The organism is Burkholderia cepacia ATCC 25416 (genome assembly GCF_001411495.1).
GTDB classification, from domain to species: Bacteria; Pseudomonadota; Gammaproteobacteria; order Burkholderiales; family Burkholderiaceae; genus Burkholderia; species Burkholderia cepacia.
Genome location: NZ_CP012984.1, coordinates 15,452 through 32,993 on the forward strand (window position 1 = coordinate 15,452; position 17,542 = coordinate 32,993).

At 60.3% G+C, this 17,542-nt stretch carries 14 protein-coding genes and 1 pseudogene; 6 read left to right on the forward strand and 9 right to left on the reverse strand.

Annotated features, from left to right (window positions below; translation table 11 throughout):
- Position 1 precedes the first annotated feature (1 nt).
- The 6 genes from APZ15_RS37630 to APZ15_RS37655 are packed head-to-tail and all read right to left on the reverse strand — an operon-like array spanning position 2 to position 5,359.
- Positions 2–427: a lytic transglycosylase domain-containing protein gene (locus APZ15_RS37630; protein ID WP_027791988.1), complete on the reverse strand. Its 426-nt coding sequence runs from the start codon at positions 425–427 to the stop codon at positions 2–4.
- Entirely contained in the window at positions 424–1,689 is a 1,266-nt protein-coding gene (locus APZ15_RS37635; RefSeq protein WP_027791987.1) for a TrbG/VirB9 family P-type conjugative transfer protein, read from the reverse strand. Before APZ15_RS37635 ends, APZ15_RS37630 begins: the two co-directional genes overlap by 4 nt.
- A complete protein-coding gene (locus tag APZ15_RS37640) occupies positions 1,686–2,492 on the reverse strand; it encodes a transglycosylase SLT domain-containing protein (RefSeq protein WP_027791986.1) in 807 nt (268 codons plus the stop codon). The genes APZ15_RS37635 and APZ15_RS37640 overlap by 4 nt, the downstream gene beginning before the upstream one ends.
- Positions 2,489–3,763 (reverse strand): TraB/TrbI/VirB10 family type IV secretion system protein, encoded by a 1,275-nt coding sequence (locus APZ15_RS37645; RefSeq protein ID WP_027791985.1) that lies wholly within the window; start codon positions 3,761–3,763, stop codon positions 2,489–2,491. Before APZ15_RS37645 ends, APZ15_RS37640 begins: the two co-directional genes overlap by 4 nt.
- A 7-nt stretch (positions 3,764–3,770) precedes the next feature.
- Positions 3,771–4,646, reverse strand: a complete 876-nt coding sequence (locus APZ15_RS37650) for a TrbG/VirB9 family P-type conjugative transfer protein (RefSeq protein ID WP_027791984.1) — start codon at positions 4,644–4,646, stop codon at positions 3,771–3,773.
- Positions 4,643–5,359 carry a VirB8 family type IV secretion system protein gene (locus tag APZ15_RS37655; RefSeq protein ID WP_027791983.1) on the reverse strand — a complete coding sequence of 239 codons (717 nt, stop codon included), beginning with the start codon at positions 5,357–5,359 and terminating at the stop codon, positions 4,643–4,645. Before APZ15_RS37655 ends, APZ15_RS37650 begins: the two co-directional genes overlap by 4 nt.
- Positions 5,360–7,418: 2,059 nt before the next feature.
- Here APZ15_RS37655 and APZ15_RS37660 point away from each other — a divergent pair.
- Entirely contained in the window at positions 7,419–8,300 is an 882-nt protein-coding gene (locus APZ15_RS37660; RefSeq protein ID WP_049098168.1) for a replication initiation protein, read from the forward strand.
- A gap of 116 nt (positions 8,301–8,416) precedes the next feature.
- Here the strand turns inward: APZ15_RS37660 and APZ15_RS37665 are convergent, their stop codons facing one another.
- The 3 genes from APZ15_RS37665 to APZ15_RS37675 form a co-directional block, all read right to left on the reverse strand.
- Positions 8,417–9,448: a ParB/RepB/Spo0J family partition protein gene (locus APZ15_RS37665; protein ID WP_027791982.1), complete on the reverse strand. Its 1,032-nt coding sequence runs from the start codon at positions 9,446–9,448 to the stop codon at positions 8,417–8,419.
- Positions 9,445–10,104: an AAA family ATPase gene (locus APZ15_RS37670; protein ID WP_027791981.1), complete on the reverse strand. Its 660-nt coding sequence runs from the start codon at positions 10,102–10,104 to the stop codon at positions 9,445–9,447. Before APZ15_RS37670 ends, APZ15_RS37665 begins: the two co-directional genes overlap by 4 nt.
- A gap of 1,185 nt (positions 10,105–11,289) precedes the next feature.
- Positions 11,290–13,425 (reverse strand): phage integrase family protein, encoded by a 2,136-nt coding sequence (locus APZ15_RS37675; protein WP_027791980.1) that lies wholly within the window; start codon positions 13,423–13,425, stop codon positions 11,290–11,292.
- Positions 13,426–14,114: 689 nt separating this feature from the next.
- Between APZ15_RS37675 and APZ15_RS37680 the strand changes: the two genes are divergently transcribed.
- From APZ15_RS37680 to APZ15_RS40510, 5 genes and pseudogenes are all read left to right on the forward strand, one after another.
- Entirely contained in the window at positions 14,115–14,393 is a 279-nt protein-coding gene (locus tag APZ15_RS37680; protein ID WP_027791979.1) for an HU family DNA-binding protein, read from the forward strand.
- Positions 14,390–15,544 carry a PDDEXK nuclease domain-containing protein gene (locus tag APZ15_RS37685; RefSeq protein ID WP_027791978.1) on the forward strand — a complete coding sequence of 385 codons (1,155 nt, stop codon included), beginning with the start codon at positions 14,390–14,392 and terminating at the stop codon, positions 15,542–15,544. The genes APZ15_RS37680 and APZ15_RS37685 overlap by 4 nt, the downstream gene beginning before the upstream one ends.
- Positions 15,545–15,647: 103 nt before the next feature.
- A complete protein-coding gene (locus APZ15_RS40505; protein WP_080982102.1) occupies positions 15,648–16,076 on the forward strand; it encodes a hypothetical protein in 429 nt (142 codons plus the stop codon).
- Positions 16,077–16,355: 279 nt separating this feature from the next.
- Positions 16,356–17,207 carry an FRG domain-containing protein gene (locus APZ15_RS37695; protein WP_049098169.1) on the forward strand — a complete coding sequence of 284 codons (852 nt, stop codon included), beginning with the start codon at positions 16,356–16,358 and terminating at the stop codon, positions 17,205–17,207.
- A 14-nt stretch (positions 17,208–17,221) separates the two neighbouring features.
- Positions 17,222–17,447: pseudogene (locus APZ15_RS40510) on the forward strand (integrase); the annotation flags it as partial.
- Positions 17,448–17,542 lie beyond the last annotated feature (95 nt).

Here is a 17,542-nt window from a genome sequence, read left to right on the forward strand (position 1 = left end):
TTTACCGACCCTGTTGCATAAAGCGGCGATAGATCGCACTGGCGTAGACGAGCTGCTTGGACGGCGTGACCGCGTTGTAGGCCCCCACCGCCTTCCAGTTCGGCCCAAAGCGACGCACGTTCGACGCGAGGATCCACGCCCCGACATACGCGCTCACGCAGCTGTTGAAGAGGTGCTCGCGACGGATGCCGTAGCGGGACAACGTCGGCAGCCACGACGTGTTGATCTGCATGAGGCCGATGTCTTCGCTGCCGTTGGTGTTCCGGTTGACGGCGTTGGGCCGCATGCCCGATTCGTGTTGCGCGATAACGCGCAGCAGCCGCGGATTAACGCGGTGAAACGCGGCCGCGTCATCAAGGCAATCTGCGTGGGCGGGCGACGCGGCGATCACCATCACGGCAGCGACGATCGATACGATGTGCTTCATGGCGTCGCCCCCCCGCTCGCCTGCAGCGTCGCGTCAGGCGCTTCGCGATACGTGACTTCCTTGCGGCGCTTGACGCGGATCGTGTTGCCGTCGGCCGTCACGGTGAACAGGTCGGACGTGCCTTCGAACATGAAGTAGCGGCCCTTCTGCTCGCCGATGCCCAGGTTCCGCGCGTCCGTCACGCCGACCCGCACGACCGATTCCGCGAACTTGAAGTACGTGCGTCCCTCGCGGTCGAACACGGCTTCGAGCTTTGCCGCGTTCGGTTGATCGAAGTCGTAGACCGTCTTCGCGTCGCGCGTCACCTCGACGCGGTTTGTCGCGTCGGCCACGATGAAACGTTCCGCGCGGTCGATCGTCATCACGCTCTTGACCTCATCCCAGCTGGTGCGCAACGCCTTCCCGTCCGGCGTCTTGAACGTGACGGTCTTCGCCGGTTTCGCCGTGAAGCGGATCTGCGTATGCGTGTCGTCGCCATCACGGATCGCCTGCGCGCCAAAGCGCTCGGCGAGCCGCGACACTGGCGGCGGTTCGGCTGTGACACGCGCGACGACGCGATTCATGCCGGCTTCGTCGGCATCGCCGCCGGACGACGCATAGTTCAACGCCGCCGACTTCGGCGCATCGCGATGCAGCCGCACATGCCGCCCACCGAAATCGACGTCCGCGTACAGCCCGGTTTGCGTCATCAAACGATCGAGCGCCTGCATCCAGTTCTCGCCATCGCGCGTCGCGAACAACTCCGAGGTCGTCAGGTCGACGTCCTTCTGCGCCGAGCCCGTCCACCCCTGCGGAACGAGCGACTTGACCACGTTGCCGACCGGCATCGACGCATGAAGCGCGCGAACCGGCGCGAGCGCCGAGCGCGTACCGATCAACACCAGGCGGTTCGTGAAGCCATCGAATCCGGCCGGTTGATCGTCCTTCATCGCGGCGAGTGCGCCGGTCCCGCCGATGAAGGTGTTCGCCTTCTTCCAGCGTGCGGTAGCCGAATGGGCGCCGACCTTGTAGGTGATCGACGCCGGCGTCCCTTCGACGACCACGTACGGGCCTTCGGTATGGCCCCCTTCAGCAACGATAATTTGTCCCGCGCGTGGCTGAATATAGGTCTTCGCTCCGTCGTTGAAGATCAGCGCCGGTCGCTCGGAAATGCCGCCGAGGATGTCGTAGTCGAAGTCGAACGGATCGGTGTTCGCCGCCGATGCGGCGGCACACACGATCGCCGACGCGGCGCACGCGAGAATCTTGGTCGTGTGCTTCACAGGCCTGCCTCGATCAGGGAAAGGTGTCGAACGAACCGTGCAAGGTATGACCGACCGGGATTGGGATTCGCGCTGTGGTAATAAGCGACGGCCTTCGCCACAGAGTCAGTCCGCGCAAAGTTCTCGGTCAAAATCGCCTCGGCCACCGCGACGTTGGTGGCCGGGGCGAGTGCGTCCCACGCCGACGCGAAACGCTTGCCGTGATACCGCCAGTTCACCTGCATGAGGCCGACGTCAAAATCCATTCGACCGCCAGCGAGCAGCGCCTCGATGGCCTTGTACGCCTCTTCACGCGACTTGAAAAAGAAGCCCTGCCCGGCGACATTCAGCGTCCACGGCCACGCGCGGCCGCGGTAGTTCGATTCATTCAGCGCGATGCCGGCGAGGATCTTGGGATCGACGTTGGTGTGCAGCAGCTCGAACGGGACGACCGCACGGGAGCAGGCCCACCCACCTCGCCGCTCCGCAACCGCTGCCTGCGCACCGTCATCCAGCACGAGCGGCTGGAGCCAACCGCGGTCGATGAAAAGGTCGTCCAGTGCGACATCGTGGCCGTCGATCGCGACCGTGATGCCCGCTTCGCCCGAGCTTCGTACGGGCTGGCCGATCAACGGCGATGCCCATTCGACGAACGCATCGAGTCCGCAGTAATAGACCGGCTTGCCCGGCAGCATCGCCACGCGGCGCACCGCGCCATCCTGAATGACGACGCTCACCGGGCTGATCACCTGCGCGATCACCGCCGAATGCGCGTATGCGCTCGCCAATGCCACTACGGCCGCGAAAGCCATGCGCTTGATCATCGTGGCTCCCGGTACGGCTCGAGCACCATGTCGCGATTGATCTTCATCATGAAGTGTCGTTTGCCCGGCTTCGACGAAATAGTCGGCGGAATGTTCTTGTACCGATCGAGCACCGACTGTGCGGTTTGCGCCGCGATCTGACCGCCCGTGCTGCCCACAGTGGTGACGCCAAGCGGGCCAGACGTCGTGCTCTGATCGCTATTGCTGAAGGCGCGAACCAGAATGGCAGTCAGGAACGAGGTCGAGTAAATCTTGAAGAAGTGGTTGTTCACGTCACCACTGAAGCCGGCCGTGCCATCGCCGTCGGCACCTTGTGCGCCGTACAACGGGACGTGCTTGCCGTTCGGCAGCCGCATCTCCGCGCCGGCGACGAGAATCGACTCCTGCCCAGGCTGAATGTCCGAGCTATAGGGCGCAACGATCGTGGTGCCCCACGGAATAACGAGGCAACGCCCGTCACCGTTGTTCGCGTACACATCGCTTTCGACGATCAGCGACGCGGTGCCAGGGCGATCCGAGTTGAGCGCTTCGTTCGAGAGAACCGGAATCTTTGCCGGCGGCGACAGCGTGCAGCCGTGCGACTGGCCGACAAATCCAGTTCGCGCGAAATCCTTGTCGCCCTCGCTCAGCTGCGCGACGTCGTGCATGAATGCGTTGTCGCGTTGTTGCGTCGTCATCGGTCCTGCCGCCTGCCCTCCGCGTGATGCGAGTGCAGCCTGCGCCGTCGCTTCTTTCATGGCAGCGTCTTGAGCGGCCGCCTGCTGGAGCAGCATCTGTTGCGGCGAGATCATGCCGTTCGGTAGTTGCGGCTGCTGCGGCTGGGCGTCCTTGACCTTGACGCCCGGACGGAAGATCGGCGACACGTAGATGGTGTCCTGGTCGTTCTCCGCCTTGAGTTCGCTGGTGCCAGCACTTGGCAGGACAGCGTCGGCCGAGAGGGTCGGCTTCTTCGCACTCGCGGCGGCTGCCGCGCTTGCAGCCGCCGCTGCTTCAGCAGCGCGTCGACGTGCTTCGGCCTGCTGCTGCTCGATGATCTTGTCGACGTCAGCTTTGTCGCGGTCGCCCTTGTCGACCGCCTCGGCCGCACGTTCACGCTTGGCCTTCAGCGCGTCGGCCTCCGCCTTGTTTGCCTCAACCGTCTGCGTGTAGAAGCCCAACGAGCCAATGCCAAGAGCAGCAATCGCGCCGATCGCAATCATGATGTTGCGCGGCACCTTGCCCTTGAACAAGGCTTTCTCTTCCGGGCTGCTCGGATCGATCTGCTTTGCCATACCGACCTCAGAAACCGAAGAGACCGCGACGACCGCGGGTGATCGTCACTTCTTCGCCTGGTCGCGTGAGCTTCACTTCGTCAGCCAGTCGCTGGATGACGATATACGGCCCACGGCGGATGAAGTTCGGGCTGACGATATCGCCACCATCGTTGATGGTCGGCACGGCATACGGGGTACGCGGCGGCATCCGAATCCAGATGAACGTGCCATCGTCGAAGACGGTCTCCGGTTTGAGCGAGCTCGTGCCGGAGACGGTGTATTCGAAGTTCAGCTTGTCGGGCGGCACACCGATCGGCCCAGAATCCGATTGACCAGCGTGGTCGGCATCGCGATCGTTGCCGGCGGCATTCCCGCGCGTGCGCACTTTCGCCATCAGCGAATTCGGGTAGTTGAAGCGGACGTTCTGATAGAACAGGCCTCCGAGCGGCGACGATACGAGGGTCAGCTCGTACTCGCGCTTGTTCGTGCTCAGATGCAGGGTGTTGACGAGACCGGGCTTCGTCGGCTTGACGTACACGTGGTTTGCGCCGTCCGTATCGATGACCCACTGGACCGAATCGCCCATCGCCGGCTCACTGATCAGGCTCTCGCCGCGCTCCAGCTCGATCGTCGTGAGCTTCAGCGGCGCCGTCATCACGCGGTAGATCTGATCACGGCTGTACGGAAAGACAGCCATGCGCGCGTCACCGGGCATCGTGATGGGATCAGCGCCGGAGTTGTACGGATTCACCGGGCTCATCGCGTCGCCGATGATGCTGCCGACATCGAAACCGGGAATCGGCGAAACAGGACTCGCGGCAGTCTTTGCGGCGAACGCATTGGCCGACGCCGCGATCAACGCGAGCGTGCCCCAGGTCAAGAGGGAACGTGGTCGTTTCATGCGCCTGTTTTTTGCAGAGTGAAGAACGGGTAGTAGAGGCCGTACGGATTCGTGCCAAGGACGTCTTCCGCGGTCGGAGGAATGATTTGGTAACGCATCGTCAGCGCGAAGCGGACATCGACAGGCTTGTCGGTGGGCGATTGCCGGGTCGAGGTCGTGAATTCGACGACGACGGTCGAATCCTCGAGCAGCGAGACGTTGGTGACCTTCGGCTCACGGACCAGCTTCGGATTGGTCGTGATCTGGTCGAACGGCTTGTCGTCGCTGATCCACGACGCGAATTGGTTCTTCGCGTTGCCGACCATCTTGGCTTTGACGGCGTTGATGTTCTTGGCGAGGCGGGAGGTGCGAATATCGTCGGTGAGAACCGGCTCGATCGTGAACCAGTGCTCGACGTCCTGTTTGATCGCCGTGCGTTTCGCCTGATCGTCGGGGTTGTACGCGGCCAGTTGCTTGACCAACGGATTACCGCCAGCATCCGACGAGACACCATAGGCCCTCACAACCGACGGTGGCGGCTGCCGGGTGTACACCGCACCGCCCGCGATAATGGCGAGGACGAAACAGAAGGTCTTCCAATGATTGGCTTCGACGCGCAGACGTGTCCCCTGATCGAAGATGATCTTTTCGGGATCGTCGTTCGAGTAGTGGCCGGGCGCCGGCGACAGGGCGACCTGCTTCTTGCTACGGGGAAAGAGTCGGGGGAGTCGCATCACGGAGTTCCAATTGGGACGGATCAATTGGAACAGCCGGGGCGACAACGGCACGTGGGAAAAGAGCTGTGATTTCAGGGACCTTTTCGCGACACCAGGAAACGCTGGCAATCGGAGCCACAGCGCGTAACTGGTTGAGGGGCGTAGGGAAAAAAGCCCTATGAAAATCACGAGCTTTTGGGTCTTGCGTTTATGAACACGCCGATAGAATTAGTTCGCCGTTGTTGCACGCGTTGCACGCAGCACTCTGGTGGTGACGAGACGGCAGGCATTCGCAAATCATTGTTTTTGCACGATTCTCGACCCAGTCCTCGTTCGAGGAATCCAGATGCGCCCCTCAACCGGTTGAGGGACATTTCTTAGAAACAACAACAATGACGATCAACGATCGTCGACTCCTATGACCTGTTCCAATTCGTGTAATAGTTCGGCCGCTGAGAAAGCAGGCATCCCGCGCGATCGCCTGGCCGCGATCGCGCGACATGAGGATCTCCGCAGGGCTGGCTCTCCACCCGTTGTGCTGGGCACGTTCTATCGGGTGCAGTTGGATCGGCGGCTCTGGCCGAGTCAAGCAACGCTGGCTGTGGACTTCAACGTGTCGAAGGCAATTGTCACACGGTCTATCCAAGCCTCTTTGCTTCCACCCGAAGTGGTCGCCTCGTTCGGCGGGCCATGTCAAGTCTCGTACCGGACAGCAGAAATCGCTACGAAACTGATCCGGGAAGTCGGTAAGGATCTTGTCACGCGAAGGGCTCTATCCGTGCCGGCCAACATTGCTCCATCGAAAGTGATATCGATACTGTCTACGGGCGTAGTCCAAGCCGGAGACGGTGTTGAACTTCGATTGTCGCTTGGGCCAAACGGCAGGCATCTCAGAATCGATGTGCCTCAAATCGATCTCGTAGTTCCCCATCTTCCCCTACTGCAGGATCTGCTGAACGCTCTCCTTCCGTCGGTCCTTCCTCGCAGACGCTGACGGTACTTGCCGATCGGGTGACAAATTCCGACCTCGAGGTAGTTGCCACACGATCGGTGACATTTTCCGACCTGGTCCTTTCGGCAGACTGCGAGGTCGAAATTAGTCTTCGCAATGCAATGGTGACGTTTTCCGACCCGCGGTCTATCGAGAGGTGACATATTCCGGCCCACCGCTACAGTCCCTAAAGGTGACGAATTCCGACCCGCTGACTTACCGCGAACAGTGACATTTTCCGACCTTCTGAGCCCAAACCTCAAAAGTGACGTTTCCCGACCCGGCACGTTGTTCGAAAAGGTGACACGATCCGACCTGAGGTCGAAACTGATGGTGACAAATTCCGACCCGCTAGTTGTTTTGAGAAGTGACATATTTCGACCTACGGTCGCAGCTTTAATCCTATTTCGTCCGCTAGCATTCGCGCGAAGAGTGACGTTTTCCGACCCAAGGTCCCGTGCTTTCGATGACTTTTTCCGACCTGCCGTGATGGTTTCTTCGACGATGAACCGTCCCGGGTCGTCAGACTGACCCTCATGATCTGCTGCAAAGGTGACGTTTTCCGACCTGGCAGTCTGACCCATCGTTGGGAAGCGGACCAACTCGGCAAAAGGTGAGTGAGTACTTAGTACGTTTTGGCTGGTCGGGTCGGAAAGCGTCACCTTTTGCGCTAGCAAACCCTTCCCTGTGGCGAATCGGCTGTGGTTTGGAGGCGCTGCAGAGGCTTTGAGGTCGGAAAATGTCACTTTTCAGCGGTGTGGCATACGCTGCAAGTCGGTGTGGGGGGATTTTGTTGTATAGGAACAACTTTCAATCGGGGCTCTTTGTAAGACAGTTTGTAGAACCGTTTGTAAAACCTTTTGTAAACGCTGTGCCCTGTCTCGCACAGGCTTGTCAGTTATGGCTTTGCGGGGCGTCACAGTCGAGAAACTGTGACGTTTACCGGCCTGGTGGTGACGCAATCCGACCCTAAGGAGACGCAAAGCGGGCTGGCAGTGACAAATTTCGACCGTTATCCACAACGGTGACTTGCACCCTGAGCATGTCACCTTATAATTGTGACACTCTCCGCTGAAGGTCACCTTTGTGAACAAAAAGGCAAAAAACCAGTCCGAGCCTGCCCAGGTCGAGATCGTTGAGCTTGAACCTTTCCAGATCGCGCCCTTGGACGAACCTCCTCTGGACGGTGATGGCCGAGTGCGGGGGACTGTTGCCATGAGCCGAGCCCTGGTCAATGCTCAGCAAGGCCTGACCCTTAACGAGAAGCGAGTCATGATGGCGGCGCTGCGATGCATAGACAGCAAGAAGTCACCGTACTTGCATGGTAAGGGTAACGGCTATGTGAGTGTTCGTGTTCGAGCCGACGAGTTTGCCGCCCTTGCAGCACTTGCTCCGCGGTCGGGCGAAAAGCAAGCAACCGCTGCGTATGAGGGACTGAAGGAAGGCTGTGCGAGTCTTCAAAAGCGTCAACTGACGTATATGGATGGCCCGAGGAAGGTGGTACTGAATTGGGTGTGGAAGGCGGTTTACCACGAACGAGAAGGATGGGCAGAAGTTTCCTTCTCTCCGGATTTAACCCCCCATATCTTCATGTTGCAGCGGCGTTTCGTCTCGTATCAACTTGAGTTTGCCCGAGGGTTACAGTCACTTTACTCATGGCGGCTACTCGAACTGTTGATGCGAGAGCGGGATCGGGGCAGGCTCCTGATCACGTTGGAAGATTTCCGGCACGTGCTTGAAATCCCGGCGACGTACCGCTTTGCCGACATCAAGCGCCGCGTGATTGAAACCGCTGTGAACGAGCTGAACGCAAAAGCGGACCTTGTAATTTCCTGGACACCGGTGAAGCTCGGGCGCGCTGTGAATTCGCTCGATTTTAAGTTCATCCAGAATCCGCAAAGCCGCCTAGCGCTGGATGGCGAGTTGCCCTTTGAAGAATCAAGTGCAGCGGCAACTGCCGGAAACTGAAGCGCGACGGTCTCGCAGTAACTCCGTCGCGCTATATTGCTTGTAGTACGGCACGGGATGAATGCCAATCTAGCTGCGTTGCCTAACCGGCGGACATACGTGGGTGTCGCACATGCCTACTTCAGTTGGTGGCCGTCTTCGGCAAGGAGCTTTTTGAAGGCCGCAACGTATGCCTCGGCTTTTTCGGCTGAACCTAGAGCGAGGTCCAGACGAACCTTCCCGTCGCCCCATTCCTTGATCGTACCGATCTCGCCCCCTTCAACAGTTGACACCTTGTACTGTCGCGAAAGGGACTTCCGTGGTGCCCGGCCATTCTCTAGACTTTCGCGTATAGCCTTCACCTTCTGAAACGGCAATTCCTCGTCACGAATGCGCTCGGCAAATCCTAAGGTGCGCTTCTCGTCCGATGCCTTGAGGAACAGGGTGAGCTCGTAGCTAGTTGATAGGCCGAATTGTTTGGGGTGCGAACCGATCACGTCCAGGACTGACTGCGGCAGATCCAGAAGCGCGAGAATTTTGCTGACCTTGGATTTGCCCTCCTCCACCAAGGCCGCCAGATCGTCATTCGATTTTGCATGACCCTGATCGAGAAGTTTCTTGTACCCGAGTGCGACGTCCAAAATCGTTTCCTGCTCGCGCTCGTTGTTTGCGGCTCGAGCAAGACGGTAGAAATCTATCGGGTCCAGGCCTTCGAGAAGCTTCACATCCAACGTCTCGGAGCGATTTCGGAGCGCACCAAGCTTTCGGAACTGGCCGTCGATCAAGATTGCGCGATCCGGAAAGTCAGGGTGGCGTCCGGCGAGCACGGGGACGAGTTGGCCATCTCGGGCCATTGAGGCTGCGCGAGCGGCGATGAGCTCTTCTTTGTAGATAGTGCGACTGTTGAGCGGGTTATCGTCGATATGGCTTATTGGCATTGTTATATACCGCGCCTGTACCTTCCCTGCTTGCTCCAGGCTTGCCAAATACGCTTCTGCAGCCGATCTTGTCGGGGCTGCGACATTCTCATTGGGCTGATCCAATAGGCTGCTTCGGCCGCTCAATGCTTCATCAACGCGGTCGAACCTCGAAGGTGTCGCCGTCTCTCGCATTGTCTGGTCGCGCTTTACACCGGCATTAAGCGCCGCAGAGAAGTCTTTCTTGCTCATGCTCGCACCTCCAGAACTTCAAGAATTTCGTCGACAAGATCATTCAGTTCTTTGTGGGCGGCCTTGGCCGAGCGGAGTTGAAGGACAGTAGCGCCAGATACCTCTGCTTCCTTGTAAGCGGTGCGGAAGCCGAGCTTCGTTTTCAGCATGGGAAGCTCATCGTCTCCAGCTGCAGCTTCGAAGATCTGCTTCACGATCGTGACGTTCTGGTTCATGTTTGCGAATGAACGAAGCTTGAGATCGGGGTTGCGGATCTGGGCCTCCATACCTAATTTCTTTGCCTCTTGAACCGCCCAGAGGTTGCCGCCCGAGGCTGCGATGGGAATCAGTCCCAGATCGGAAATAAGAAGGGCCACAGAAGGCGCAGCCGATTTGATGGCGGGCGGACAGTCGATGACAATAAAATCATAGTCATTCACGTACTTTGCAATCTCCCGATCCGGCCTAGGACTTAGCGCCAGGTTCGAAATTGCCGCTGGGTACGGTCGATCATCTGGAGCTGCGCCGACTGAGAGTGTCGCGGTGCCCTGCTCGTCCAAGTCGACGAGCATAGTTCGGTAGCCTCGCAGGCCGAAGGCACCTGCGATATTGGTCGAGGTCGTTGTTTTCCCCGACCCTCCCTTCTGGTTGAAGACGGCAATAATTTTCGCGGCCATGCGTTCTCCTTATGCACTCGGTGCTCGGACAGGAGCAGTTTCTACGTAGAAACTGCTCGCCCAGCGGGCTGCCAGGGATATTAGGATGCCACCCGAAAAACATCAAGAAAAACGACGCGATTATGAGAAATTCTTGGCTCCGGAGAGACAGATCAACCGAAACTTGTAGAGTGGCGTACTTCCCAGGGGGTAGTTTCTACGTAGAAACTTGGGGTATTGCCAGCAGCACCTTTGGCGGCTTAACGGTGCGGCAGACGGGTCGTGAATCGAACGCAAACGGGACAGTTGCCATTCCCTTGTGCGACCTCTTTGAATCGTGCGCAGTTTTTGGCCTTACGTCCTGGCGCTGCAATGGGCAGTTTATACGTAGAAACTGCGGTCGCGTACTGCGGGCTCGTAGGCAACTTTTTGCGGTCGGTACCCTCGGAGCGGCGCATCGGAGCGTTATTTTTGGATGCTCAGAAGGCGTTCGGTTTCTATATTGAAACTGAGTCGTCCACGCAATTGCAGACGTCGGGATCAATCTTCAATGCGCGCATACTGAGCGTGACGCCGAATGTTCGCGGATCCAGTTTCTACGTTGAAACTGCGATCGATGTCGTCGGTGCTACCCCTCGGAAACTTCTAATCTGATGCTCGTGGGGGCAGTTTCTACATAGAAACTGAATGGGCCAAGCGGTTACTGACATTGGTCAACCGACAAAGCGCGCATGCGGAGCGTGATAGCGTAAGCGGTCAAATCCAGTTTCTACGTTGAAACTGCGACCAGCTTGCACGACGGACGCAATCACAACCCGTTTCGCCGGCGGAGAGGATGGAACGCCGACTGATATCTCGTCGTTTTCGGATTGGGAGGCAAACCTTCGATTTTTTCCTTATATACTGACTTTTCGGTACGCGCCCGCAGATGGCCGCAGCGTACACTCCGTCGCAATGTCCAGGATTATCTGGGAGATCATTGGCCTGTAAGGACGGAAGTCGTAGATCATCTGGTAGTTCGATAACTCCCATGGAGTTAACTCCGATTTAATCTAGGAGAAGTCGAAGATGGTTCGTCATCGGCACCGTTGATGATGTGTCGGCGAACACTTTCAGACTGGCGGTCATAACAGCAATGTTGGTCTCGCAGATACTTCCGATTCTTGGGCGATTTGCCATCAGTCGATTCTGATGACTGGAGCCGCGCTAAGCTGTAGCCAATCTAAGGAAGGTCTCGGCCTCTCGGTATTGGCGGCCAAGCTCCGCAGTTGCGTAGATCGATGTGGTGTCGAGCGAATCGTGACCGGCAAAATTTCGCGCACTCTCGAGGCTCATGCCATTGGCCAGTGCATGCGATACGAACGTGTGACGCAGCCAGTGCGGGCTGGCCGCGCTGAAGGCCCGCGCATGGGGCGAGTCCTCGCGCAGGGCCGCGGTAGTCGCCATCGCGAAAAACTGCCTAACCGCCTTATAAAGTTGAATCGGATGGATCGGGCCGGTTTGCCGAGCGCGCGCGGCGAGCTCAGGCGCCGGATCGGTTTTGCTAGCCTGCGCCGCGCGCCGGATTTTGCCGATCTCGGCATTCGACAGCAGCGCCGGGATCAACGGAGTGGTGGCAGGGCAGGCGAGGGGGTCGCGCGGCAGGCTGCGGGACTCCAGATAGTCGCCCATCAAGTCCAACACCGCCGGCACCAGCGGCACGAAGCGTTCCTTTGCGCGCTTGCCGACCACGCGCAGCAAACGGATCGTCCCCAATTCCGGCCCGGCGTAGCGCTCCTGCACATCGTCCGTGAAGGCGCCGCATAACTCGGCGCGTCGCAGCCCCGTGCTGTACGCGAAGCTCAGGACGAAGCGCATGCGCGTTGCCGCAGCCGTGTCCGGCATCGCGTCGAGCACGCGCATCGCGAAGCGCCAGGCGTCGGATGTCAAGCCGCGCTCGATCTGCAGGCGCGACTTCGCGGCCACGCGTCGTTCGTTGCCGGCGTCGTCGTGCGTCGACCCCGTGAACACGCGAACCTTCGCGAACGCGTTGTGATCCAGGTACTGCGCGTCGACCAGCTCACCGAAGAATTTCTTGAGCGCGGACAGCGCGTCCTGCCGGCTCTTGACCGATAACGGCCCGCGGAACGGCCTCCAGCCCAGATCACCGCGATGCGCGGTGCCGGTCATGACCCATTGGCTCGCAGGCTGAGGATCGGTCAGGAAGCCGTTGATGTAGTCGCGCGCATCGTCCGTGTCGAGGCTCGACAGGGCCTTGCGCTTCACGAAGATCGCCCAGAGCAGCAGCCGCTCGGCTTCGGTGCGATAGCGCTGGCGCGTATGCGGGTTCTCGTAGTCGGCGAGCCAGAATTCGATCGCCTCGCGGTCGTTGTTGGCGCGGCTGTTGTTCTTGACCAGATTGCGGTGGGTGCCGTGCGAGCCGTCCAGCTCGGGCGGCAGCAAGAAGCGCTCGAGCGGCACGATCGCGGTGACGGGGCCGGCCGCGGCAAGCCGTTGCCCGGGCAGGGTGGATTCTGACGGGTGGGTGTGCACGCCGGGGGCCAGTTGCAGGCCGGCGACGTCGCCGTAGTGGGCGAGCCATGCGGTGATGCGGCGCGCGCCGACTTCGCCCAAGCGTGGCACGCGGCGGTACCAGCGGTAGCCAAGCGCGTTGATCGTCTCGACCAGCTTGCCGATCGTGGTAAGGCCGACGTCGGCCAGACGGAGCGCGACGGCGGTGTCGAACCAGCCGAGCACGTGATGCTCGGGGCGCGGGTCCTCGACCACCAGGCGCGCGAGCGCCTCGAGCGCCGCCATCTGGCGCGCGCGCAGGCGGGCGTTGCGCTGCTGCCGACGCAGGGCCGCGCCGGCGTCGGTGTCCGTGCCGGCATGCCGGGCGGCGAACAGGTCGAGCAGCTCTTTCTCGGTGTAAAAGCCCTCCGGATCGTGCTCGGCGGCGAAGTCCTCCAGCGACGGCGCGGCCTGCGCCGGGGCGTCGGCCGCCGGCGTCGCGGCGAGCGCGGCCGGCCGGATCGCGAGCAGCCGGGCGGTCGCAAAATCCTGCCGCTTGCGCGCGGCGGCGACGAACGCGGTCACCAGCCAGGTGCGCGTGGCCGCGGCCTTGCGCGCGTCGTGGCCGAATTCGAGGTACTGGTCGGCCAGCTCGGCCAGATCCAGTCCTTCCAGATAGCCACGGAAGAAGGCGAGGTGCTGCAGGCCGATCCGGCGCTGGGCGGCGGCATCGCGGCGTGCGGCGCGCGAGCGCGACTTGCGGCGCGCGGCCGGCGTGGTCGCGCGGCGCGGCGCCGCTGGCAGCTCGCGGAACTCGACATCGAGCACGTCGGGATCGTCGGTGGTCGTCATGGGCGGCTTCGAGGGAATACGGAAAGCGTGTTGTTTGATACGAGTCCTATGGCGCGGCCGCGTCAGCTCGGCCTCGACCGCGGCTGGGCGCGCCGTGCGACGAGCCGTCCCCAATCCCCGGTTACCGGCCGGTGAGCCTTGCCGGACAAGCGTGAGCGCCAGGTTCGCTCGGAAATGGGGCGAATCGGCCAATAAAGTGAAGGGTAACATAGTAAGGGCTATGTTACCCTTTATTTCGGGACCCCTGCATTCATGTCGCTGAATCCATCGCTCACACAACTGAAGTTGAGTCTAGGCCCGGCTGCCGGTGGCGGGCAGACGGGAGGCAGGAGACGCGGCACGAACCGATGCCGTGGTCCGCGCAGGTCGGCCGGGCAGATTCGGCTGGAGAAACAGTCAGGTTGTGTGACACCGGAAGCCGGACCATGTAGTCTGCGCGAGTGATGACACCCGCACCGGCCCGCTAGTTGTGTGAGCGCTGGCCGGGCGAAAAACGTTCGCGATTGCTCTTGGCGAGCGTGGCTGCGACAGGTGTAAGCCGGAGTTTATTGGTGGGCTGCCCGCCGCAGGCAGTGGTGGGGACGGATGCCAGTGAGTTGGAGGGTATTGCTGCACTGATCGCCAGCGATTTGCGTGTGTGCAGCGGGATGAGGTAGGGTGCAGCTTTGACTTTGTTGCCGAGGCTGTTCATGAACAAGCAGGAACTCATTGACGCGGTCGCAGCGGGCGCGGGCGTCAGCAAAACCGACGCGAGCAAAACCGTCCAGGCGGTCCTGGACGCGATCACGGACGTGGTGAGTCGCGGCGAATCGGTACAGCTGATCGGTTTCGGCGCGTTTTCGCAGGGGCAGCGAGCCGCCCGCACGGGACGTAATCCGACGACGGGCGCGGAGATTGCCATCCCGGCCGCGAATACTGTGAAGTTCACCGCTGGCAAGGCGTTCAAGGACGTGGTGAACGCACTGTGACGCAGCGTGATGTCGGGCAGGCCGCTTATGCGGGACTACACCGTGAAATTGCCGATATAGTCGCGTCGGCGCGCGAAGCGACGGCTCGCACGGTGAACGCCCTGATGACGGCGACATATTGGGAGATCGGGCGACGAATCGTTGAGTTCGAGCAGGGCGGGGAGGAACGGGCCGCTTATGGCGAGGCGGTGATCCGCCGTTTGGGCGCCGATCTGTCAGAGCGATTCGGTCGCGGCTTCGGATGGCGCAATCTCGCACAGATGCGCGCCTTTTACTTGACGTGGCCTGCGGATCGGATTGTGCAGACACTGTCTGCACAATCCACGCCCGCCCGGATTGTCCCGACAGCGTCTGCAAAATCAACCAAGGCGGCGGTGAAGGCGCCGCCGGGCGTGGCGTTTGAGCTAAATTCTATCGCTCAGGCTTTTCCGTTGCCCTGGTCCGCCTACGTTCGCCTCCTCGCGGTGAAAACGCAAGCTGCTCGCGACTTTTACGAGGCTGAAGCGTTGCGTGAGGGCTGGTCTGTGCGACAGCTTGACCGTCAGATCAGCAGTCAGCTCTATGAGCGGCTGGTGCTGTCACGCAACAAGGCGTCCTTGCTCGGAAAGGTGGCTGTAGCGCAACCCGGCGATCTTCTATCGCCTGAGGAAGCGATCCGCGATCCGTTCGTCCTCGAATTTCTTGACATGAAGGACGAATATTCGGAGTCGGATCTCGAAGCGGCCTTGATCCAGCACTTGGCGGATTTCCTCCTCGAGCTCGGCGATGACTTTGCGTTCATAGGTCGGCAACGGCGTCTACGGATCGATGACACCTGGTTTCGAGTCGATCTCGTGTTTTTTCACCGGCGCTTGCGATGCCTGCTCATTATCGATTTGAAGGTCGGGCGCTTCAGCTATGCGGACGCGGGGCAGATGCATCTCTACCTCAACTACGCGCGTGAACATTGGATGAAGCCCGGCGAAAACCCCCCGGTTGGCTTGATTCTGTGTGCTGAAAAAGGCGCGGCCGAGGCGCATTATGCACTCGACAACTTACCGAACAAGATACTCGCAGCGGAGTATCAGACGGTCCTCCCGGATGAGGCCACATTCGCGCGAGAATTGGAACGTACCAGGATCGAACTAGAGCGCCGGGGCCGCAAGGCGTGACTTCCCGTCCGAGGTTCCGAAGTGCTTAAACACGCGCGGATCGGCGAATACGATGAAGCGGTCGCCCGATAAAATTTGATGTTGCTGGCACGGCAATCAAGCTATGCGAAAACACTCTACCGTGCGCCGACGGCCACTGACGAAGGCGCAACTACTACCTCTTCCGGTTGACCAAGTCCGTCGTCTTTCTCTCAAGCACCACCTCGCACTTGCGCTGCTTTGCGGCGGCAGTGGTGATATCGAGTCGATCGCCACGCTGTCCAATATACTCGCGCTCGCGCTCTATTTGCGTTCCGACGGCGAAGCGGAACTGTATCGCTCCGCGGATTTCGCACTCAACCAATGCATTGCGCGGGCAGAGCGGGGTGGCAAGTGGACTTTTACAGACGCGGAACGGACTGCACTCGAAGCGTTGCTTCGTGTTCATGATAAGCAACTTGCTGCGGTGCCGGTCCATCGCTATCTTGAAGCACTGGAGCAGGTGCAGCATGTTGGCACGCCTTCCTTTAACTTGCCGATCGAATCGGACTGATGCTGAACGTTTTCTGCCTGTCGTGGCGAATACGCCGGCGGTTGATATGCACGGGTAAATCTGTGAGTTGGCGCAGCCAATGCGTGATCCGTGTGTGGACCTCGTAGTCGACAGTTTCTACGTAGAAACTCTAGCAAGTGAGTCAGGGCGTGTGTAGTTGTGTCGTCAAAGGGCACCGCGATACTCTTTGTCTAAGTGGTTCTATTCCGTGGCGGGATCTAGTGGAATAAAAGGGCATTAGGATGACGGTACCCTGACCCACGAACAAAGGACTCACCGATGAGCACCTCATCCAGTCTCGATCCGAATCTCCGCGATGCCCAATGTGTCGGGGAAGCGACTGACCTCGTGAGCTTTCTACAACACGTCGACAAGTGGCTTGCCAGCGTCGACGTGATCAGCCTCGATTTCCCACTGTTTCGCGGCCAGGAGGTGGAGTCGTGGCGGCTTGTGCCCGCAATTGGACGCGCACCATACCAACTGCGGTTGCGGCCCAACACCGAGCAACGCATGCTCGACGAGTTCAAGCAGCGTGCCCTGCCTCACGTCGAATCGACCGTGGACTTGACGAACGCCGACTGGCTTGCGATCGCGCAACACCACGCGATGCCCACCCGCTTGCTGGATTGGTCGGGGAGTGCGTTGTCGGCCCTCTGGTTCGCAGTAAAAAAACCGGCCGTCGAGCAACCGTGCGAGTACCGTTCGTGTGAAAGCGAGGAGGGCCGTGGCGTGTGGCCGGGCGCCGTGTGGATGTTGCCCGTCGTGCACGACGACCTGATCTCGCCCGAGGAGAGCAAAGATCCGCTCCGACTCGGCCGAACGCGGTTGCTGAAGCCGCGCCATGTCTCTCGCCGTATCGCTGCCCAGGACGGCTGGTTCACGGTGCATCGCGGGAAGCAAAGTGGCCTCGACACGAGATACTTCGCGCTCGACACCAACCCCGGGTTTCGTGACCGACTGCGATACATCCGCATTCCAGGCGAGGCATTTGGCACTATCCGCGGGCAGCTTCAGCGGGCCGGCATCAATCGCGGCGTGTTGTTCCCGGACCTCGACGGGGTCGCCGGCCGCATCACGGATGACATCCTGTATCCCGCCGATCAACCATCGCCCGGCGCTAGCAATTTCTGAGGAGTCACGATCCCGTGGCCAATCGCCCCCAGCAGCTCGACCTACCAGTGCCGCGCACCTACACGCGTACCGAGTTCACCGTGCTGCGCGCGCGTGAAAAGTCTGCCGATCGCCGCGATCGCGCGGCTCTACTTCGACCTGGACGAGCACGAACCGCTCGAGGTCGAGCGCCTGTTGCGCACCATGCGTGACGACCTGGTGTCGATCGCGCTGCGCGAGGGCTCGCCGGTGCTCGTCGAACAGCAACGGATGTGCCAGGAGGCGGCGAAGTATCACGCGTGACTGGCAGCGCGACGCGGCGAGTAGCGGCAAAGCAATGCGGGCAGAGATCAAAA

Excerpts from the sequence above, each read along its gene's own strand:
- APZ15_RS37630 (WP_027791988.1), bottom strand. The coding sequence starts at position 427 with ATGAAGCACATCGTATCGATCGTCGCTGCCGTGATGGTGATCGCCGCG.
- APZ15_RS37640 (WP_027791986.1), bottom strand. The coding sequence starts at position 2,492 with ATGATCAAGCGCATGGCTTTCGCGGCCGTAGTGGCATTGGCGAGCGCA.
- APZ15_RS37645 (WP_027791985.1), bottom strand. The coding sequence starts at position 3,763 with ATGGCAAAGCAGATCGATCCGAGCAGCCCGGAAGAGAAAGCCTTGTTC.
- APZ15_RS37650 (WP_027791984.1), bottom strand. The coding sequence starts at position 4,646 with ATGAAACGACCACGTTCCCTCTTGACCTGGGGCACGCTCGCGTTGATC.
- APZ15_RS37655 (WP_027791983.1), bottom strand. The coding sequence starts at position 5,359 with ATGCGACTCCCCCGACTCTTTCCCCGTAGCAAGAAGCAGGTCGCCCTG.
- APZ15_RS37665 (WP_027791982.1), bottom strand. The coding sequence starts at position 9,448 with ATGAGCAAGAAAGACTTCTCTGCGGCGCTTAATGCCGGTGTAAAGCGC.
- APZ15_RS37670 (WP_027791981.1), bottom strand. The coding sequence starts at position 10,104 with ATGGCCGCGAAAATTATTGCCGTCTTCAACCAGAAGGGAGGGTCGGGG.
- APZ15_RS37675 (WP_027791980.1), bottom strand. The coding sequence starts at position 13,425 with ATGACGACCACCGACGATCCCGACGTGCTCGATGTCGAGTTCCGCGAG.
- APZ15_RS37680 (WP_027791979.1), top strand. The coding sequence starts at position 14,115 with ATGAACAAGCAGGAACTCATTGACGCGGTCGCAGCGGGCGCGGGCGTC.
- APZ15_RS40505 (WP_080982102.1), top strand. The coding sequence starts at position 15,648 with ATGCGAAAACACTCTACCGTGCGCCGACGGCCACTGACGAAGGCGCAA.
- APZ15_RS37695 (WP_049098169.1), top strand. The coding sequence starts at position 16,356 with ATGAGCACCTCATCCAGTCTCGATCCGAATCTCCGCGATGCCCAATGT.